Here is a 17,312-nt window from a genome sequence, read left to right on the forward strand (position 1 = left end):
ACACTTTCCCGCCTCGGGTGGCAATACGGAACCGCCCGGATCGAACGATCCGGGCGGTTGTCGGGCATCACGCAGCGTCAGGAGGCGGCAACCTCGTTGTAGATTGCCTCCACCTGGAGCTTGATGTCCACTCCGCGTTCCTTGAGCCATGGCACCGGGTCGAGCGGCTCGCCCTTGACATGGATCTCCAGGTGCAGGTGGGAGCCGTAGGAGTGGCCGGTGTTGCCGACCAGGCCGAGCTGGTCTCCCGCCTTGACCTGCTGGCCCTCCTTGACCGTCACCGCGGAGGAGTGGCCGTAGATGGCCTCGCTGCCGTCGGCGTGGCGGACGATCACCGTGTAGCCGTACCCGCCGAACCAGCCGGCCTTGGTGACGGTGCCGTCGTGGATGGCGACATAGGGGGTGCCCTCGGGGGCGACCAGGTCGACGCCGGTGTGCAACTTGCCCCAGCGCACTCCGTAGGGCGAGTTGAAGTCGTAACCCTGGAGGGGGAGCAGCCAGACCTCGGGCTCGGCCTCGGCGCCGCCGCGGGTGTTGCCACGCGTCGCGCGGTCCGCGGCGTCGGCGCGGTCGGCGGCGTCCTGGCTCAGCGTGGACGCGGCCTTCAACTCGTCGAGGACCGACGGGTTGACGCTCTTGGCGTCCGGCAGGGCGCCCGCGAGGAGCGCGACCCCGCCGGCACCGACGAAAGCGGTGGTGACGACGGCGGCGTAACGGCTCCGCGGCGGGGTGGGTACGCGGCGGCGACCGCGATATCGATCGGGCTCAGACGACAGGCGCTGGCGCACGCACACCCTCCGTTGTCGGGGTACCGAAGCGGCCCGGGGCGTTCGTGAAGCTCGGCTGAACGTCCGCTGACCGCGTCGCCACCCGTCCATGGACCTGATGACAACCGTGGACACGTTAGCCAACTGCCACGTCCGTCACAAGCCGCATCGCCGAATTGGTGTAGCGATCTGTCCGGTTGCGTCCATGATTGTGGCACCTCACAGCCCGGTGAACGTGCCCCCGATACCGACCGTTCGTCGCGCAGCGTGACCAAACGGCGGAGTCGTCCCGCTTGACGACCGAGACCGTAACTGTCACTGCCCGGCCACGTACCGGTGTCCGCCGTCCGCCTGATGTGACGCGGCCCGGATTTCCCGGCTCGGCCCGGCCGGGTTACCGTTCGTTCAGGTAGAGCCGCGGAGCCGGTGAAGGGGATGCGCAGATGAGCTCTCGTGTTCGGGTCGTCGTCGCCAAGCCGGGCCTGGACGGCCACGACCGTGGCGCCAAGGTCGTCGCGCGTGCCCTCCGGGACGCCGGCATGGAGGTCATCTACACCGGTCTGCACCAGACCCCCGAGCAGATCGTCGAGACGGCGATCCAGGAGGACGCCGACGCCGTCGGGCTCTCCGTTCTCTCCGGGGCGCACATGACGCTCTTCCGCAAGGTGCTGGAGCTGCTCGGCGAGCGGGACGCGCGGGACATCGTCGTGTTCGGCGGCGGCATCATCCCGGACGCCGACATCCCGGAGCTGGAGAAGCTCGGGGTCGCCAAGATCTTCACGCCGGGGGCGACCACCCAGTCGATCGTGGAGTGGGTCCGGCAGAACGTGGCGCAGCCGGTCGGCTGACGCCCACCCGGCCGCGCGGCCGGCCGTGCGGTCGACCCGGCGCCCGTACCGGAACAGGGGGAGGGGCCGGACGCACCCCTCACACGTCCGGCCCCTCTATGCACGATGCCCCGCCGCCACCCCTCGACCGACAGGGCATCGGCCGTCTCCCGTCGTCGCGCCGAACCAGCGCTCCGACACCTGACTCAACGACGCCCTGCCGGAGGGGTTACGCACCCCGGGCAACATCGCCCGGAAGGCTGACGACGGCATGACGGGCGGGCGGCGGCGGGGCGGTTGTGCATTACCGCACACCGCGCACCCGCTCGGTTGCCGGCGGTGCCGACCTCGCTAGGCTGCGCCCAATGGCCTGTTTCAACTGATGACAGGCGTCAAACTGTTTTCCATATCGCTGGTGGCGGCGCGACGGCGCGCCGCGGAGACGGGACGGGACGCGCAATCGTGGACCTGTACGAGTACCAGGGGCGGGACCTGTTCGAGCGGCACGGGTTGCCCGTGCTCGCCGGCGGCGTCGCCACGACCCCGGAGGAGGCCCGCGCGATCGCCGAACGCCTCGGCGGTCGGGTGGTCGTCAAGGCGCAGGTGAAGGTCGGCGGCCGGGGCAAGGCCGGCGGTGTGAAGCTGGCCGAGGGCGCGGAGGAGACGGTGGCCCGGGCCACCGACATCCTCGGCATGGACATCAAGGGGCACACCGTCCACAAGGTCATGATCACCGTGACCGCGGACGTGGCCGAGGAGTACTACTTCTCCTACCTGCTGGACCGGGCGAACCGTACCTTCCTCTGCATCGCCAGCGTGGCCGGCGGCATGGACATCGAGCAGGTCGCCGCCGAGACCCCGGAGAAGGTCGTCAAGGCCCCGATCGACGCGAACACCGGCGTCGACGAGGCGAAGGCGCGCGAGATCGTCGTCGCCGCCGGCTTCCCGGCCGAGGTCGCCGACCAGGTCGTCGAGGTCGCCGTGGGCCTGTGGAAGGCCTTCGTCGCCGAGGACGCCACGCTGGTCGAGGTGAACCCGCTGGCGAAGACCGGCGAGGGCAAGCTGCTGCTGCTCGACGCCAAGGTGACCCTGGACGAGAACGCCGCCTTCCGGCACCCGGACCACGAGGCGCTGGTCGACCAGGCCGCGGTGGACCCGCTGGAGCAGGCCGCCAAGGAGAAGGACCTCAACTACGTCAAGCTCGACGGCGAGGTCGGCATCATCGGCAACGGCGCGGGTCTGGTCATGTCGACCCTCGACGTGGTCGCGTACGCCGGTGAGCGGCACGGCGGCGTCAAGCCGGCCAACTTCCTCGACATCGGCGGCGGCGCGAGCGCGGCCGTGATGGCCAACGGCCTGGAGATCGTGCTGTCCGACCCGTCGGTCAGGAGCGTCTTCGTCAACGTCTTCGGCGGCATCACCGCCTGCGACGAGGTCGCCAACGGAATCGTGCAGGCGCTGGCCCTGCTCGAGCAGCGTGGCGAGAAGGTCACCAAGCCGCTGGTCGTCCGCCTCGACGGCAACAACGCCGAGGCCGGTCGGGCGATCCTCGACGGCGCGAACAACCCGCTCGTGCAGCGGGTCGACACGATGGACGGCGCGGCCGAGCGGGCCGCCGAGCTGGCCGCTGCGGGGGTCTGACACATGGCGATCTGGCTGACCAAGGACTCGAAGGTCATCGTTCAGGGGATGACCGGTTCCGAGGGTTCCAAGCACACCCGGCGGATGCTCGCCGCGGGCACCAACGTCGTCGGCGGCGTGAACCCGCGCAAGGCGGGCACCACCGTGGACTTCGACGGCACCGAGCTGCCGGTCTTCGCGAACGTCGCGGACGCCATGAAGGAGACCGGCGCCGACGTGACGGTCATCTTCGTGCCGCCGCAGTTCACCAAGGGCGCGGTGATCGAGGCGATCGACGCCGGCATCCCGCTGGCCGTGGTGATCACCGAGGGCGTGCCGGTGCACGACACCGCCGCCTTCTGGGCGTACAACGTGGCGCAGGGCGAGCGGACCCGGATCATCGGCCCGAACTGCCCCGGCATCGCCTCGCCGGGCGCCTCCAACGCCGGCATCATCCCGGCCGACATCACCGGCACCGGCCGGATCGGCCTGGTCAGCAAGAGCGGCACGCTGACCTACCAGATGATGTACGAGCTGCGCGACATCGGCTTCTCCACCTGCGTCGGCATCGGCGGTGACCCGATCATCGGCACCACCCACATCGACGCGCTGGCCGCGTTCGAGGCCGACCCGGACACCGACGCGATCGTCATGATCGGTGAGATCGGTGGCGACGCCGAGGAACGGGCCGCGGAGTTCATCAAGGCGAACGTGACCAAGCCGGTGGTCGGCTACATCGCCGGCTTCACCGCGCCGCCCGGCAAGACCATGGGGCACGCGGGCGCCATCATCTCCGGCTCGGCCGGCACGGCCGACGCCAAGAAGGCCGCGCTCGAGGCGGTCGGCGTCAAGGTCGGCAAGACCCCGACCGAGACCGCGAAGCTGATGCGGGAGATCATGTCGGCGGGCTGAGCCCGCAGCGGCTGTCGCGGAGGGGCCGACCGGTCACGGTCGGCCCCTCCGCTCGTTTCCGGATCCCGGCGGTCCGGGGCTCAGTCGTTGTAGAGCGGATAGTTGCCGCCGGCCCAGAGGATGCCGCTCCCGATGATGTTGATCACGCCGAAGGCTATGGCCAGCCAGCCCAGCACCGGCGACTGACCGAAGCGGCGGGCGTCGCGGATCGACAGGTAGCCGAAGACGATCCCCAGGATGCCGCAACAGAGCAGGCCGGTGATGATGCCGAGCACGCCCCAGAGGGTGGTCCGGTCCCGGCCACCCGCCGGTGGGGGTGGGGGCGGTGGGTAGGGAGCGTTCACGGCTTGCCTCCTCCGCCTCGCGATCACGTCCTGTGGCCGAGGCTAGACCCGATCGGAGGTGGGGGACGGTGGATCACGGAACTCGCCGCCGTCCGGGCGCGGTATCGGACTGCCATCAGCGGTGCGGCGTGCCAGAGTAGACCCGATGTCGTTCGTCACCCCCGATCAGCCCAGCCGACCCACGGAGGTGGGCCCGCGGCCACCCGGGCGCCCCGGGGCGGCCCGGCGGATCCCCGCACCGCGCGCCGGCGAGCCGCCCCGCCGCCGGCCGCCCCTCGCCGTCGCCGCCGGGGTCGCCGCCGCCGGGGCAGCGTTCACCTCCTGGCTGCCGGTCGCGGTGGTGCTCTGGCTCGTCCAGCTCAGCGAGGGGGCCGCGACCGTGCCGGGTGCGGTCCGTGCCGGGCTGGCCGGCTGGCTCCTCGGGCACGGTGTCCCGTTGACGACCGACGCCGGGCCGCTCGGTCTCGCCCCGCTCGCCCTGACCTTGCTCGCCGTCTGGCGGCTCACCCGCGCCGGAGTGCACACCAGCCGCGCGATCGGCGCGCGCGGCAGCCGCTCCCCACGGCGGGCGCTCGTCGCCGCCGGCGCGGTCGGTGTCGCGTACGCCGTGCTCGGCGTGCTCGCCGCGCTGCTGGTGGCGGCCGGCGGGCCGGGGGTGTCGCCGGTGCGGGCGGGGCTGACGCTGGCCGTCGTCGGCACGCTCGCCGCCCTGGTCGGCGCCGCCCGCACGACCGGCGTCGCCCACCTGCTCGCCGAGCGGGCGCCGCTGCCGCTGCGCGACGGAGTTCGGGCCGGCCTGGTCGCCGGGCTGCTGCTGCTCGCGGCCGGGGCCGGTGCGGCGGGCCTCTCGGTGGCGACCGGGGGTGGTGACGCGGCCGACCTGATCGGGGCGTACCGGACCGGAGTGGCCGGCCAGGCGGGCATCACGCTGGTCAGCCTGGCGTACGCCCCGAACGCCGCCGTCTGGTCGGCCAGTTACCTGCTCGGTCCCGGTTTCGCCGTCGGCACCGACACGGCCGTCCGGACGAGCGAGGTGTCAGTGGGCGCGCTGCCGGCCGTGCCGCTCGTGGCCGGGCTTCCCGGGGGGCCGGTCGACGGGCCCGCCACCGCGCTGCTCGCGATACCGGTGCTGGCCGGCATGGTGGCGGGCTGGTTGCTGGCCCGCCGGGTGTTCCGGCTCGCCGCAGACGAGAAGGCGCCGCTGCCCTGGGCGCCCCTGCTCCGGCGGGCGGTGCTGGCCGGGCCCGTCGCGGGCCTGCTGGCCGGCCTCGCCGCGGCGGCCTCCGCCGGGCCGCTGGGCGGCGGCCGACTCGCCGACATCGGCCCGGTGCCGTGGCACGTGGCGGCCGTCGCGACCGCGGTGACCGGGGTCGGCGTGCTGCTCGGTGCCGCCGCCACCCGGGTCCTCTCCCGCCCCTGAGCCCGCCGGCCGCCCTGGGCCGCCGCCCGCTCCGGTCCGGCCGTGCGGTCCGGCCACGACGCTCCGCCGGCAGGACCGCGAGTGTCACCCGCCGGCGCGAGCGGTCCCGGGACGGCGGCGGGGGCGCCCGGATCGTCCGGGTGCCCCCGCCGGAGCTGTCACGGGTACGCCGATCACGGCCCGGACAGGCCGAACCCGACGACTGTGAGGGCGCCCCAGGCCAGGCCCAGCACCGCGCCGAGCGCGCCGCAGACCATGCCGGCGACCGCCTGGCCCGGGTTGCCCGCCAGCCCCTGGTCGCCCTTCTGCTTCCCGAGCCAGCCGGTCACCAGCGCGGCCACGCCCAGCGGCAGGCCGAGGTGACAGCAGACCAGCGGGACCGACGCGATGCCGAGGATCATGGAGATCAGCCCGAGCGTGTTCTGCTGTCCCCGCGGAAAGGGGTAGCCCGCGTTCGGGTACACCGGCGTCCCGCCGTACGGGTCGTGCGGCGGCGGTGCGGTGGGATCCGTCGGTGGTGGACCGTACGGATCGGGGCCGGGCCGCATGTGGGACGTCCCGTCCGGTCAGAGGCTGTTGGCGGTGCTGCCGCTCAGCGCGAAGGAGGCCAGGCAGCACAGGATGGTGACGCCCCAGATGACGATGCCGACGATGAGCGCCCACTTGGACCACTTCTTCGACTCCGCCGCGGCGGCCTGGGCGCCCGCGTAGTCACCCTGCTGGAGCAGCGGGTTGACCTTGCTGGCGTTGATGATGGCGGGGATGGCCAGCGGCCAGAACAGGAAGATCGAGACGATCGACATCGTCATGTTGTTGTCGACCGGGGCCGGCTGCTGGGGCGGGTATCCGGGCTGCATCTCTGGTCACTCCTCAACGGGGGTCGACGCCGGGGCGTCGGATGGTGACGGCCGGGCACGCGCCGGCCAGAGCGACCGGCAGCGTACCCGGTTCGTGCCAGTCAGGGCGTCGGTGACCGGCCCGCCGCCCACCGGCTGGACGGCGTCGCCGTCCCGATAGGGTTGTCCGGTGACCGAGCCCGCGTCCGTCGCCCGCATCGTCGTCCTCGTCTCCGGCTCCGGCAGCAACCTCCAGGCACTGCTCGACGCCGGCGCCGACCCGGCGTACGGAGCCCGGGTGGTCGCGGTCGGCGCCGACCGGGACGGCATCGCGGGGCTGGACCGCGCCGCCGCGGCGGGGGTGCCGACGTTCGTCGAGCGGGTCAAGGCCCACCCGAGCCGCGAGGACTGGGACGCCGCCCTCACCGCGCACGTGGCCGAGCACAAGCCGGACCTGGTCATCTCCGCCGGTTTCCTGAAGCTGGTCGGCCCGCATTTCCTCGCCGCCTTCGGCGACCGCTACCTCAACACGCACAACACGCTGCTGCCGGCGTTCCCCGGCATCCACGGGCCTCGCGACGCGCTCGCCTACGGCGTCAAGATCACCGGGGCCACCCTCTTCTTCGTCGACGCCGGGATGGACACCGGCCCGATCGTCGCGCAGGTCGCCGTGCCGGTGCTCGACGACGACGACGTGGAGACGCTTACCGAGCGCATCAAGGAAGCCGAGCGGCGCCAGCTCGTCGAGCAGGTGGGCCGCCTGGTCCGCGAAGGTTGGACGATCACCGGAAGAAAGGTCACGGTTCCGTGAGTTCCAGTCAGGACGAGCGCCGCCCGATCCGGCGGGCGCTGGTCAGCGTCTACGACAAGACCGGCCTGGTCGAGCTGGCCCGGGCGCTGCACGACGCCGGCGTGGAGATCGTCTCGACGGGGAGCACGGCCTCGGCCATCGCCGGTGCGGGCGTGCCGGTGACCGCGGTGGAGTCCGTGACCGGTTTCCCGGAGATCCTCGACGGCCGGGTCAAGACGCTGCACCCGAAGATCCACGGTGGCCTCCTCGCCGACCTGCGCAAGGAGTCGCACGCGGCGCAGCTCACCGAGCACGGCATCGCCGGGATCGACCTGCTGGTCTCCAACCTCTACCCGTTCCAGGCCACCGTCGCCTCCGGGGCCAGCCAGGACGAGTGCGTCGAGCAGATCGACATCGGCGGGCCCGCGATGGTCCGGGCCGCCGCCAAGAACCACGCCTCGGTCGCGGTGGTGACCGACCCAGCCGCGTACCCGGTGCTCCTGGCGGCCGTGCGGGCCGACGGGTTCACACTGGCGCAGCGCAAGGCGCTCGCGGCCCGCGCCTTCGCGGTGATCGCCGACTACGACGTGGCCGTCGCCGAGTGGTGCGCGAAGGAACTCGTCGAGGATGCCGCCTGGCCGGAGTTCGCCGGCCTGGCACTGAGCCGGCAGGCCGTGCTGCGCTACGGCGAGAACCCGCACCAGGCGGCCGCCCTCTACGCCGACCCGTCCGGCCCGGCGGGGCTCGCCCAGGCCGAGCAGCTGCACGGCAAGGAGATGTCCTACAACAACTACCTCGACGCGGACGCGGCGTGGCGGGCCGCGAACGACTTCGCCGACCAGCCGGCGGTGGCGATCATCAAGCACGCGAACCCGTGCGGCATCGCGGTCGGCGCGGACGTGGCCGAGGCGCACCGGAAGGCGCACGCCTGCGACCCGGTCTCGGCGTTCGGCGGCGTGATCGCGGTGAACCGCCCGGTCAGCGCCGAGCTGGCCCGGCAGGTCGCGGAGATCTTCACCGAGGTGGTCGTCGCGCCGGAGTTCGAGCCTGGTGCCGTCGAGATCCTTCAGGGGAAGAAGAACATCCGGCTGCTGCGGGCACCCGCGTACGCCCCGCTGCCGGCCGAGTGGCGGCAGGTCACCGGCGGTGTGCTGGTGCAGATGCGGGACCGGATCGACGCCGAGGGCGACGACCCGGCGACCTGGCGCCTGGCCACCGGCGAGGCGGCCGACGAGGCGACCCTGCGCGACCTCGCCTTCGCCTGGCGGGCGGTGCGGGCGGTGAAGAGCAACGCGATCCTGCTCGCCAAGGACGGCGCGACCGTCGGCGTCGGCATGGGCCAGGTCAACCGGGTCGACTCGGCCCGCCTGGCGGTGGACCGGGCCGGCGCCGAGCGGGCGCGCGGGGCGGTGTGCGCCTCCGACGCGTTCTTCCCGTTCGCCGACGGCCCGAAGATCCTCATCGACGCGGGCGTGCGGGCGATCGTCCAGCCCGGCGGCTCGATCCGGGACGAGGAGACCATCGCGGCCTGCAAGGAGGCCGGCGTGACCATGTACCTGACCGGCACCCGCCACTTCTTCCACTGACGGCCCCGACGTGTCCTGTTAAGAAGGGCCCCTTCCACAACGCGAGGCGTTAAGAAGGGGCCCTTCCTTACGTACGGAGCTCGGCGAAGTGGCAGGCCGACGGGTGCGGGTCGGCGGCGCGGGGCACCGCGGCGGGGTCCTCGGCGGCGCAGACCTCCTGGGCCTTCCAGCAGCGGGTGCGGAAGTGGCAGCCGCTCGGCGGGTTCGCCGGGCTCGGCACGTCGCCGACCAGCCGGATCATGTTCCGGTTGTCGCGCTGCTCCGGATCCGGCACCGGCACCGCCGACAGCAGCGCCTGGGTGTACGGGTGGGTGGCGCGCTCGTAGATCTCGTCCTCGGTGCCGATCTCCACGATCCGGCCCAGGTACATCACCGCGACCCGGTCCGAGATGTGCCGCACCACCGACAGGTCGTGGGCGATGAAGATGTACGAGAGCCCGAGCTCGTCCTGGAGTTGCTCCAGCAGGTTGATCACCTGGGCCTGGATCGACACGTCCAGGGCGGACACCGGCTCGTCGCAGACGATGACCTCGGGCCGCAGCGCGAGCGCGCGGGCGATGCCGATGCGCTGCCGCTGGCCGCCGGAGAACTGGTGCGGGTACCGGTTGATGTGCTCGGGGTTCAGGCCGACCACGTCCAGCAGCTCCTGCACCCGTCGCTGCCGGCTGCCCTTCGGGGCCGCCTCCGGGTGGATCTCGAACGGCTCGCCGATGATGTCGCCGACGGTCATCCGCGGGTTCAGCGACGTGTACGGGTCCTGGAGCACCATCTGCATGTTGCGGCGCAGGCGGCGCAGCTCGGCGCCCGAGGCCTTGAACAGGTCCCGGCCCTCCAGGGTCGCCTTGCCGGAGGTCGGCGTCTCCAGGCGCATCAGCAGGCGGGCCAGGGTGGACTTGCCGCAGCCGGACTCGCCGACGATGCCGAGCGTTTCGCCGCGGCGCAGCTCGAAGCTGACCCCGTCGACCGCCTTGACCGCGCCGACCTGCTTCTGGAACACGACGCCCCGGGTGATCGGGAAGTGCTTGACCAGGTTCTCGACGGCGAGGATCGTCTCGCCCCGGACCTTGGTCGGGCTAGCGGGCGCTGTCATCACGGACCTCCTGCGCGAAGTGGCACGCGCTGGTCCGGCCGTCGCCGAGGACCAGGTCGTGCGGCACGACGTCCACGCAGACCTGCTGGACGTACGGGCACCGGGGGTGGAACGGGCAGCCGGACGGGATCCGCATCAGGTTCGGCGGCAGACCCCGGATCGTCGACAGCTGCTGGCCGCGGACGTCCATCCGCGGAATCGACTCCAGCAGCCCCTTGGTGTACGGGTGGGCGGGCGCCCGGTACAGCGACCGCACGTCGGCGTGCTCGACGATGCGGCCCGCGTACATGACGGCGATCCGGTCCGCGACGCCGGCGACCACGCCGAGGTCGTGGGTGATGAGGATCATCGCCATGTCGAGGTCGCGGCGCAGGTCGGCGAGCAGGTCCATGATCTGGGCCTGCACCGTCACGTCCAGCGCCGTGGTCGGCTCGTCGGCGATGAGGACCTTGGGGTTCATCGCCAGCGCCATGGAGATCATGACGCGTTGCCGCATGCCGCCGGAGAACTGGTGCGGGTAGTCGCCGAGCCGGTTGGCGGCGGCCGGGATCTTCACCAGGTCCATCAGCTCGATCGCGCGGCGGCGGGCGTCCGCGCGGGACATGCCAGCGCGCTGGCGCAGCGTCTCGCCGATCTGCCAACCCACCGGGAAGGTCGGGTTCAGCGCGGACAGGGCGTCCTGGAAGATCATCGCGATCTCCTTGCCCCGTACCTGCCGGCGCTGCTCCTCGGACTGGGTGAGGAGGTCCCGGCCCCGGTAGAGGATCTGGCCGGAGCGGATCACCGCGGGCGGGGTGTCGAGGATCCCCATGATCGCCTGGGCGGTGACGGACTTGCCGGAGCCGGACTCGCCCAGGACGGCGAGGGTCTCACCGGCGTCCAGGTGGTACGAGACGCCGTTGATCACCTTCGCCACGCCCTCGGTGGTGCGGAACTCGACGTGCAGGTCCCGCACCTCGAGCAGGTGACCGCCCTCCGGGGTGGGGGAGGCCGGGGTGGGGTGGACAGCGGACTGGGTCATGAGAGCCTCACCGGAGCTTCGGGTCGAAGGCGTCACGGATCGCGTCGCCGAGCATGATGAACGCCAGGACGGTCAGCGCGAGGAAGGTCGACGGGACGATCAGTGGGGTCGCCGACTCCCGCATGTGCACCCGGCCGTTGTTGATGTCGATGCCCCAGGAGATCGTCGGCTCCCTCAGGCCGATGCCGAGGAAGGACAGCGTCGCCTCGGCGGCGATGAACGAGCCGAGCGCGATGGTCAGCACCACGACGGCGGGGGCGAGCGCGTTGGGCAGGATGTGTCGCCACATGATCCGGCCGTTGCTCGCGCCGAGCATCCGGGCGGCGGCGACGTAGTCCTGCTCCTTGGCGGTGATCACCGACGAGCGGACCACCCGGGCCGCCGTGGTCCAGCCGAGCACCGCCAGCACGAAGATGACGGAGGCGATCCGGACCGTCGAGCTGTCGCTGGCGACCCGCTTGAGCAGGACGATCGCGGCGAGCAGCAGCGGGATGCCGAGCACGATGTCGATCACGCGGGAGAGGATCGCGTCGACCCATCGGCCGAAGTAGCCGGCGAGCATCCCGACGGTGAGCGCGACCAGCCCGGTGAGCAGCGCGGAGAGTGCGCCCACCAGGAGCGAGGCGCGGGCGCCGTACACCGCCCGGGCGTAGGTGTCGCAGCCCTGGAAGTCGTACCCGAGGATGGCGCCGCCGGACGGCGCGGCGTGCTGCCGCGCGAGGACGCAGTTGGTCGGGTCGTTGCCGGTGAACAGGCCGGGCACCGCGGCCATCGCGGTGACCAGCACGACCAGCGCGAGGCTGATCCAGAAGATCGGCTTGCGGCGCAGGTCGCGCCAGGCGTCGCCGGCCAGGCTACGGGGACGGCCGGTGACGGTCGAGGTGCCGCCGACCTGGTTCGGGGCGCCCGGCTCGCCGGAGGGCCCCCGCCGTGCGGCCTGGTCCTCCGACGCCGCCACGGTTTCGAAATCACTCATAGCGGATCCTCGGGTCGAGTACGGCGTACAGGACGTCCACCACCAGGTTGGAGATGAGGTAGACCACGACCAGCACGCTGACGATGCCCACCACCAGCGGACCGTCCTCGGTGCGGATGCCGCGGAAGAGGTTGAAGCCGACACCGGGGATGTTGAACACGCCCTCGGTGATGATCGCGCCGCTCATCAGGTTGCCCAGTTCGACGCCGAGGAAGGTGACGACCGGGATGAGCGAGTTGCGCAGCACGTGGATCCCGACGATGCGCCGCTTGACCAGGCCCTTGGACCGGGCGGTGCGGACGTAGTCGGCGCGCAGGTTCTCCGCCACCGAGGTCCGGGTCAGCCGCAGCGCGGTGGCCAGGGAGAGCGAGCCGAGCACGATGCCGGGCAGGAGCAGCGCGTACAGGTCGGGCTCGGCGCCGGCGGTGGGCGGGAAGAGCTGCCACTTCACGCCGAGGAAGTACTGGGCGAGGGGGGCCAGCACGATCGTCGGGATGCCGAGCACCAGCAGGGTCAGCAGCAGCGTCGAGTTGTCGAAGATGCTGGCCCGCCGGATGCCGGCGAGCACGCCCGCGGTGACCCCGAAGAGGATGGTGACCGCCATGGCGATGAGCGCCAGCTTGATCGTCACCGGCCAGGCGGCGGCGAGGATGTCGCCGATCTGCCGTCCGGTGAGGGACTGGCCGAGGTCGCCCTGGAGCAGGTTGGTGACGTAGTCGAAGTAGCGGTAGAAGAAGCCGTCGATCCCGGTCCTGTCCAGGTGGAACTTCTCCGTCAGATATGCCCGCTGGGCGGCGGTGACCGGGCGCTCGCCGGCGAGCGCCTGGATCGGGTCGCCCTGACCGGCGAACATCAGCGCGTAGACGATCAGCGTGGTCCCGAAGAACGCGAGGACCATCTGGAGCAGTCGCCGCAGAATGAAGCGGAACATACTAGGAAGTCTCTCTGAAAAAGGGCGAACAGGAAGGCGGGTCGGACCACCGGCTGGCAGTGGCCCGACCCGTCGCGCCGTGTTACTGAACGGCCTCGATCTTCACCAGGTCGACCCGGTCGAAGAGATCCATCTCCACGTTCGTGACCTTGGTCGAGTGACCGAAGCTGTTCTGGCCGAACCGGAGCGGGATCACCGGCATGTCCTTGGCCAGAAGGTCCTCGGCCTGCTGGTACTTCTTGATCGCCTCTTCCTCGGTGGCCGCCGCCGAGCCCTCGGCGACCAGCCTGTCGAACTCCGGGTTGCTGTAGCCGTAGTAGTTCGACGAGCCGGTGGTGCTGTACAGCGGGCCGAGGTAGTTCTCCATGGACGGGTAGTCCATGATCCAGCCCATCCGGAACAGGCCGACCGGCTGCTTCGCCTTGACCTTGGTCAGCAGGTCCGCGAACTTCGGCTCGGCGGTGCCGACGCAGTCCACACCCAGGTTGGCCTTGAGCTGGTTGCAGGTGGCGTCGACCCAGTCCTTGTGGCCGCCGTCGCCGTTGTACGAGATCTCGATCCGGCTCGGGCCGCCCGCGGCCTGGTACAGCGCCTTCGCCTTGGCCGGGTCGAACGTGCCGGCCGAACCGATGGTGTTGTCGCGGTAGCCCGCCACGACCGGGGAGACGAAGGAGCGCGCCGGCGTCTGCGAGTCCTTGAAGATCGACTTGGTGATCTCCTCGCGGTCGATCGCCATCGAGATCGCCTTGCGCACGTCCGGGTTGCTGAACTCCTTCTGGTACGTCGGGAAGGAGAGGAACTGGAACGACGAGGCGGGGCTGGTCTTGAACCGGTCGCCCAGGTCGGTCGACGCGGTCGACAGGTTCTCGGTCGGGATCGTCTTGATCACGTCGAGGTTGTCCGACAGCACGTCGGCGTACGCCGCGGTCAGCTGCTGGTAGATCCGGAACTCGACGCCGGCCACCTTCGGCTTCTCGCCGGGGAAGGCGTCGTACTTCTCGACCTCGACCTTGGCGTCGTGCTGCCAGGTGCCCTTCATCTTGAACGGGCCCTGCCCGATCGGGGCCTGCTCGTAGCCCTCGGCCAGCACGCCCGGCGCCGAGAAGGCGGCCTTCGGCAGCGGGTAGAAGGCGGTGTAGCCGAGCATGGTCTTGAACTCGGCGTACGGCTGCGACAGCGTGACGGTGAAGGTCAGGTCGTCGACCTTCTTCAGGCCGGACATCGTCCTGGCCTTCGGCTGCTCGCCCTGCAGGTCCTCGTACCCGGCGATCTTCTCGAAGAAGTAGCTCGAGTTCTGGCCGTTCGGGGCGTACGCGCCGTAGTTCCACGCGTCGACGTAGTTGTCGGCGGTCACCTTCTCGCCGTTGTGGAAGGTGTAGCCGTCCTTCAGCTTGATCGTCCAGGTCGTGTTGTCCTCGGACGTCACCGACTCGGCCGCCACCTCGTACGCCTTGTTGGCCTCGTCGTACTCGACCAGCGGGCTGAACAGGGCGGCGAGCACCTGCGAGCCACTCGTCTCGTTGGTGTTGGTCGGCACCAGGTGCTGCGGCTCGGCGATCTCGATCCGCACGGCCGCGTTGGGGTTGGTTCCGCCGGATCCGCCGTCGCCGCCCGAGCCGCAGGCCACCAGGCCCAGGGTCACCGCGAGCGGGAGAGCGGTCCAGGCGGCGAGCCTACGAACGCGCATGAAGTCTCCTCGTCTCCTCACACTGCGCAGTCAGGCCCGACGCTGGGTTTACGCTGCGCAACGATGGGCAACGGTAGGTCGCACAATCGCGATCGACAACGATGCCGTTGCGAACCGATAACGGGGGGTAGGGGCAGGGCTTGCGTCCGACCCGTAGTCCTGGTAGAACGTCGAGGCCTTGCAGGGCGTCGCACCAGCGTTAACGGTCGGCGGGCCGCGTTGCGTGCCGGACCCGTCCGGTGTCGTTGCGAGCTGTCCGCCCGGTCGTCCCGATCCTCCCCGCCGCGCCGCCGCCGTCGGGTTGACGGCCGTTGAGCGACCATCAAAAGTCACACACGGTGACCAAGGCCACGTCACACACCGTCACGTCGTTTACTGGCGTGGGCGGTGCGGCGGCGGCTGGCCGGGTCGTCGGCCCGCGGGGGGCCGGGCGTGAGACGATCTGGGCGTGACGGCGACGCTTCTGGACGGCAAGGCGACCGCGGCCGAGATCAAGGACGAGCTGCGGGCCCGGGTGAAGGCTCTGGCGGAGCGGGGCGTCACGCCCGGGCTCGGCACCGTCCTGGTCGGCACCGACCCCGGCTCCCAGGCGTACGTCAACGGCAAGCACCGGGACTGCGCCGAGGTGGGCATCGCCTCGATCCGGCGCGAGCTGCCGGCGGACGCCACCCAGGAGCAGGTCGACGCCGTCCTCGCCGAGCTGAACGCCGACCCGGCCTGCCACGGCTACATCGTCCAGCTGCCGCTCCCCGCCCAGCTGGACACGCAGCGGGTGCTGGAGCTGATCGACCCGGACAAGGACGCCGACGGCCTGCACCCGGTGAACCTGGGCCGGCTGGTGCTCGGCTACCCGGGCCCGCTGCCCTGCACCCCGCGCGGCATCGTCGAGCTGCTCCGCCGGCACGACGTGGCGCTGCGCGGCGCCAAGGTCGCCGTGGTCGGCCGGGGCAACACGGTGGGCCGCCCCCTCGGGCTGCTGCTCACCCGGCGCAGCGAGAACGCCACCGTCACCCTGTGCCACACCGGCACCCTCGACCTCGCCTCGCACACCCGCGCCGCCGACATCGTGATCGTCGCGGCCGGCGTACCCGGACTGCTCACCGCCGACATGGTCACGCCCGGCGCCGTCGTGGTCGACGTCGGGATCACGCGGGTGATCGGCCCCGACGGCAAGGGCCGCTACACCGGCGACGTCGACCCGGAGGTGGCCGAGGTGGCCGGCGCCCTGGTCCCGATGCCCGGCGGCGTCGGACCGATGACCCGCGCCATGCTGCTGACCAACGTGGTCGAGCGGGCCGAGCGCGACTGAGGCGTCCCCACCCATCAGGTGCAAACCGTCCGCCCCTGGCCGGATCGGTGCCAGGATGGCTGATACGGTCCGGAAAACCGACTGGTATCAGGGAGTGGGACGACCATGGGTAAGAAGGTCACTGTCGTCGGGGCCGGCTTCTACGGCTCCACCACCGCACAGCGCCTGGCCGAGTACGACGTCTTCGACACCGTCGTGATCACCGACATCGTGGAGGGCAAGCCCGCCGGCCTCGCCCTGGACCTCAACCAGTCGCGCGCGATCGAGGGCTTCGAGACCAAGGTCGTCGGCGTCACCACCGGCCCGAACGGTGAGGGTTACGAGGCCATCGAGGGCTCGGACGTGGTCGTGATCACCGCCGGCCTGCCCCGGAAGCCGGGCATGAGCCGGATGGACCTGCTGGAGACGAACGCCAAGATCGTCCGCCAGGTCTCCGAGAACGTCGCCAAGTACGCCCCGAACGCCGTGGTCATCGTCGTCTCCAACCCGCTGGACGAGATGACCGCGCTCGCCCAGCTCGCCACGCAGTTCCCGAAGAACCGGGTGCTCGGCCAGGCCGGCATGCTGGACACCGCCCGGTTCACCAACTTCGTGGCCGAGGCGCTGGGCGTACCGGTGAAGTCGGTCCGGACCCTGACCCTGGGCTCGCACGGCGACACCATGGTGCCGGTGCCGTCGAAGAGCACCGTGGACGGCAAGCCGCTGCGCGACGCCATGCCGGCGGAGCAGATCGAGGAACTGGTCGTCAAGACCCGCAACGGTGGCGCCGAGGTCGTCGCGCTGCTGAAGACCGGCTCCGCGTACTACGCCCCGTCGGCGGCCGCCGCCCGGATGGCGAAGGCCGTGGCGGAGGACTCCGGCGAGGTCATGCCGGTGTGCGCCTGGGTCGACGGCCAGTACGGCATCTCCGGCGTCTACCTGGGCGTGGAGGCCCAGATCGGCGCCGAGGGCGTCAAGCGGGTCGTCGAGACCGACCTGGACGCCGACGAGCTGGCCGCCCTGAAGGAGGCCGCCGAGGCCGTCCGCGCCAAGCAGGCCGACGTCGCCAACATGTGAGCTGACCGATCCCGTGGAGGGCCGCCGGCGACGCCGGCGGCCCTCCGCCGTTCCCTGCGCCGTACGCAATGCCGCCCTCGCCGCTGCCGCCGGGCGACCGCCGTGATAGACCCAGGGGTACGGCTCAGTGGCACGCGGCG

At 71.4% G+C, this 17,312-nt stretch carries 16 protein-coding genes and 1 pseudogene; 8 read left to right on the plus strand and 9 right to left on the minus strand.

Annotated elements, in window-relative coordinates; all coding sequences use genetic code 11:
• Nucleotides 1-77: 77 nt before the first annotated feature.
• The gene (locus tag ACN26Y_RS11800; protein WP_155330330.1) at nucleotides 78-788 is read right to left on the minus strand and encodes a M23 family metallopeptidase; all 711 of its coding nucleotides are present in this window, start codon (nucleotides 786-788) and stop codon (nucleotides 78-80) included.
• Between the two features lie 422 nt (nucleotides 789-1,210).
• On the opposite strand from ACN26Y_RS11800, the gene ACN26Y_RS11805 reads away from it, so the two are divergent.
• The 3 genes from ACN26Y_RS11805 (at nucleotide 1,211) to sucD (ending at nucleotide 4,126) form a co-directional block, all read left to right on the plus strand.
• Nucleotides 1,211-1,615, plus strand: coding sequence for a cobalamin B12-binding domain-containing protein (locus tag ACN26Y_RS11805; RefSeq protein WP_155330331.1), 405 nt, complete (start codon nucleotides 1,211-1,213; stop codon nucleotides 1,613-1,615).
• A 441-nt stretch (nucleotides 1,616-2,056) separates the two neighbouring features.
• Nucleotides 2,057-3,235 (plus strand): ADP-forming succinate--CoA ligase subunit beta, encoded by a 1,179-nt coding sequence (gene sucC / locus ACN26Y_RS11810; RefSeq protein ID WP_422734712.1) that lies wholly within the window; start codon nucleotides 2,057-2,059, stop codon nucleotides 3,233-3,235.
• A 3-nt stretch (nucleotides 3,236-3,238) separates the two neighbouring features.
• Nucleotides 3,239-4,126, plus strand: coding sequence for a succinate--CoA ligase subunit alpha (gene sucD / locus ACN26Y_RS11815; protein ID WP_155330333.1), 888 nt, complete (start codon nucleotides 3,239-3,241; stop codon nucleotides 4,124-4,126).
• A gap of 80 nt (nucleotides 4,127-4,206) precedes the next feature.
• Here the strand turns inward: sucD and ACN26Y_RS11820 are convergent, their stop codons facing one another.
• Nucleotides 4,207-4,470: a DUF4190 domain-containing protein gene (locus tag ACN26Y_RS11820; RefSeq protein WP_155330334.1), complete on the minus strand. Its 264-nt coding sequence runs from the start codon at nucleotides 4,468-4,470 to the stop codon at nucleotides 4,207-4,209.
• A 145-nt stretch (nucleotides 4,471-4,615) separates the two neighbouring features.
• On the opposite strand from ACN26Y_RS11820, the gene ACN26Y_RS11825 reads away from it, so the two are divergent.
• The gene (locus ACN26Y_RS11825; protein WP_155330335.1) at nucleotides 4,616-5,890 is read left to right on the plus strand and encodes a DUF6350 family protein; all 1,275 of its coding nucleotides are present in this window, start codon (nucleotides 4,616-4,618) and stop codon (nucleotides 5,888-5,890) included.
• A gap of 173 nt (nucleotides 5,891-6,063) precedes the next feature.
• On the opposite strand, the pseudogene ACN26Y_RS11830 reads toward ACN26Y_RS11825, so the two are convergent.
• Both ACN26Y_RS11830 and ACN26Y_RS11835 read right to left on the minus strand, forming a co-directional pair.
• Nucleotides 6,064-6,447, minus strand: a pseudogene (locus tag ACN26Y_RS11830) (DUF4190 domain-containing protein); the annotation flags it as partial.
• Between the two features lie 9 nt (nucleotides 6,448-6,456).
• A complete protein-coding gene (locus ACN26Y_RS11835; protein ID WP_155330336.1) occupies nucleotides 6,457-6,747 on the minus strand; it encodes a CD225/dispanin family protein in 291 nt (96 codons plus the stop codon).
• 169 nt (nucleotides 6,748-6,916) lie between these two features.
• Here ACN26Y_RS11835 and purN point away from each other — a divergent pair, with 169 nt between their 5' ends.
• Together purN and purH are read left to right on the plus strand one after the other, a co-directional pair.
• The gene (gene purN / locus ACN26Y_RS11840; RefSeq protein ID WP_422734713.1) at nucleotides 6,917-7,537 is read left to right on the plus strand and encodes a phosphoribosylglycinamide formyltransferase; all 621 of its coding nucleotides are present in this window, start codon (nucleotides 6,917-6,919) and stop codon (nucleotides 7,535-7,537) included.
• Complete coding sequence (gene purH, locus ACN26Y_RS11845; protein WP_155330338.1) at nucleotides 7,534-9,102, plus strand: bifunctional phosphoribosylaminoimidazolecarboxamide formyltransferase/IMP cyclohydrolase; 1,569 nt, start codon at nucleotides 7,534-7,536, stop codon at nucleotides 9,100-9,102. The genes purN and purH overlap by 4 nt, the downstream gene beginning before the upstream one ends.
• 67 nt (nucleotides 9,103-9,169) lie before the next feature.
• Here the strand turns inward: purH and ACN26Y_RS11850 are convergent, their stop codons facing one another.
• From ACN26Y_RS11850 to ACN26Y_RS11870, 5 genes are all read right to left on the minus strand, one after another.
• Complete coding sequence (locus ACN26Y_RS11850) at nucleotides 9,170-10,192, minus strand: ABC transporter ATP-binding protein (protein ID WP_155330339.1); 1,023 nt, start codon at nucleotides 10,190-10,192, stop codon at nucleotides 9,170-9,172.
• Entirely contained in the window at nucleotides 10,176-11,213 is a 1,038-nt protein-coding gene (locus ACN26Y_RS11855) for an ABC transporter ATP-binding protein (RefSeq protein ID WP_155330340.1), read from the minus strand. Before ACN26Y_RS11855 ends, ACN26Y_RS11850 begins: the two co-directional genes overlap by 17 nt.
• Nucleotides 11,214-11,220: 7 nt before the next feature.
• The gene (locus ACN26Y_RS11860; RefSeq protein WP_155330341.1) at nucleotides 11,221-12,189 is read right to left on the minus strand and encodes an ABC transporter permease; all 969 of its coding nucleotides are present in this window, start codon (nucleotides 12,187-12,189) and stop codon (nucleotides 11,221-11,223) included.
• A complete protein-coding gene (locus tag ACN26Y_RS11865; protein WP_422734714.1) occupies nucleotides 12,182-13,120 on the minus strand; it encodes an ABC transporter permease in 939 nt (312 codons plus the stop codon). The genes ACN26Y_RS11860 and ACN26Y_RS11865 overlap by 8 nt, the downstream gene beginning before the upstream one ends.
• Nucleotides 13,121-13,202: 82 nt before the next feature.
• Nucleotides 13,203-14,807: a peptide ABC transporter substrate-binding protein gene (locus tag ACN26Y_RS11870; protein WP_422734715.1), complete on the minus strand. Its 1,605-nt coding sequence runs from the start codon at nucleotides 14,805-14,807 to the stop codon at nucleotides 13,203-13,205.
• Between the two features lie 448 nt (nucleotides 14,808-15,255).
• On the opposite strand from ACN26Y_RS11870, the gene ACN26Y_RS11875 reads away from it, so the two are divergent.
• Both ACN26Y_RS11875 and mdh read left to right on the plus strand, forming a co-directional pair.
• Nucleotides 15,256-16,116: a bifunctional methylenetetrahydrofolate dehydrogenase/methenyltetrahydrofolate cyclohydrolase gene (locus ACN26Y_RS11875; RefSeq protein ID WP_366598621.1), complete on the plus strand. Its 861-nt coding sequence runs from the start codon at nucleotides 15,256-15,258 to the stop codon at nucleotides 16,114-16,116.
• Between the two features lie 105 nt (nucleotides 16,117-16,221).
• A complete protein-coding gene (gene mdh / locus ACN26Y_RS11880) occupies nucleotides 16,222-17,172 on the plus strand; it encodes a malate dehydrogenase (RefSeq protein ID WP_155330345.1) in 951 nt (316 codons plus the stop codon).
• Nucleotides 17,173-17,312 lie beyond the last annotated feature (140 nt).

The sequence above is a fragment of the Micromonospora sp. WMMD558 genome, assembly GCF_049315255.1.
Classification (GTDB): domain Bacteria; phylum Actinomycetota; class Actinomycetes; order Mycobacteriales; family Micromonosporaceae; genus Micromonospora.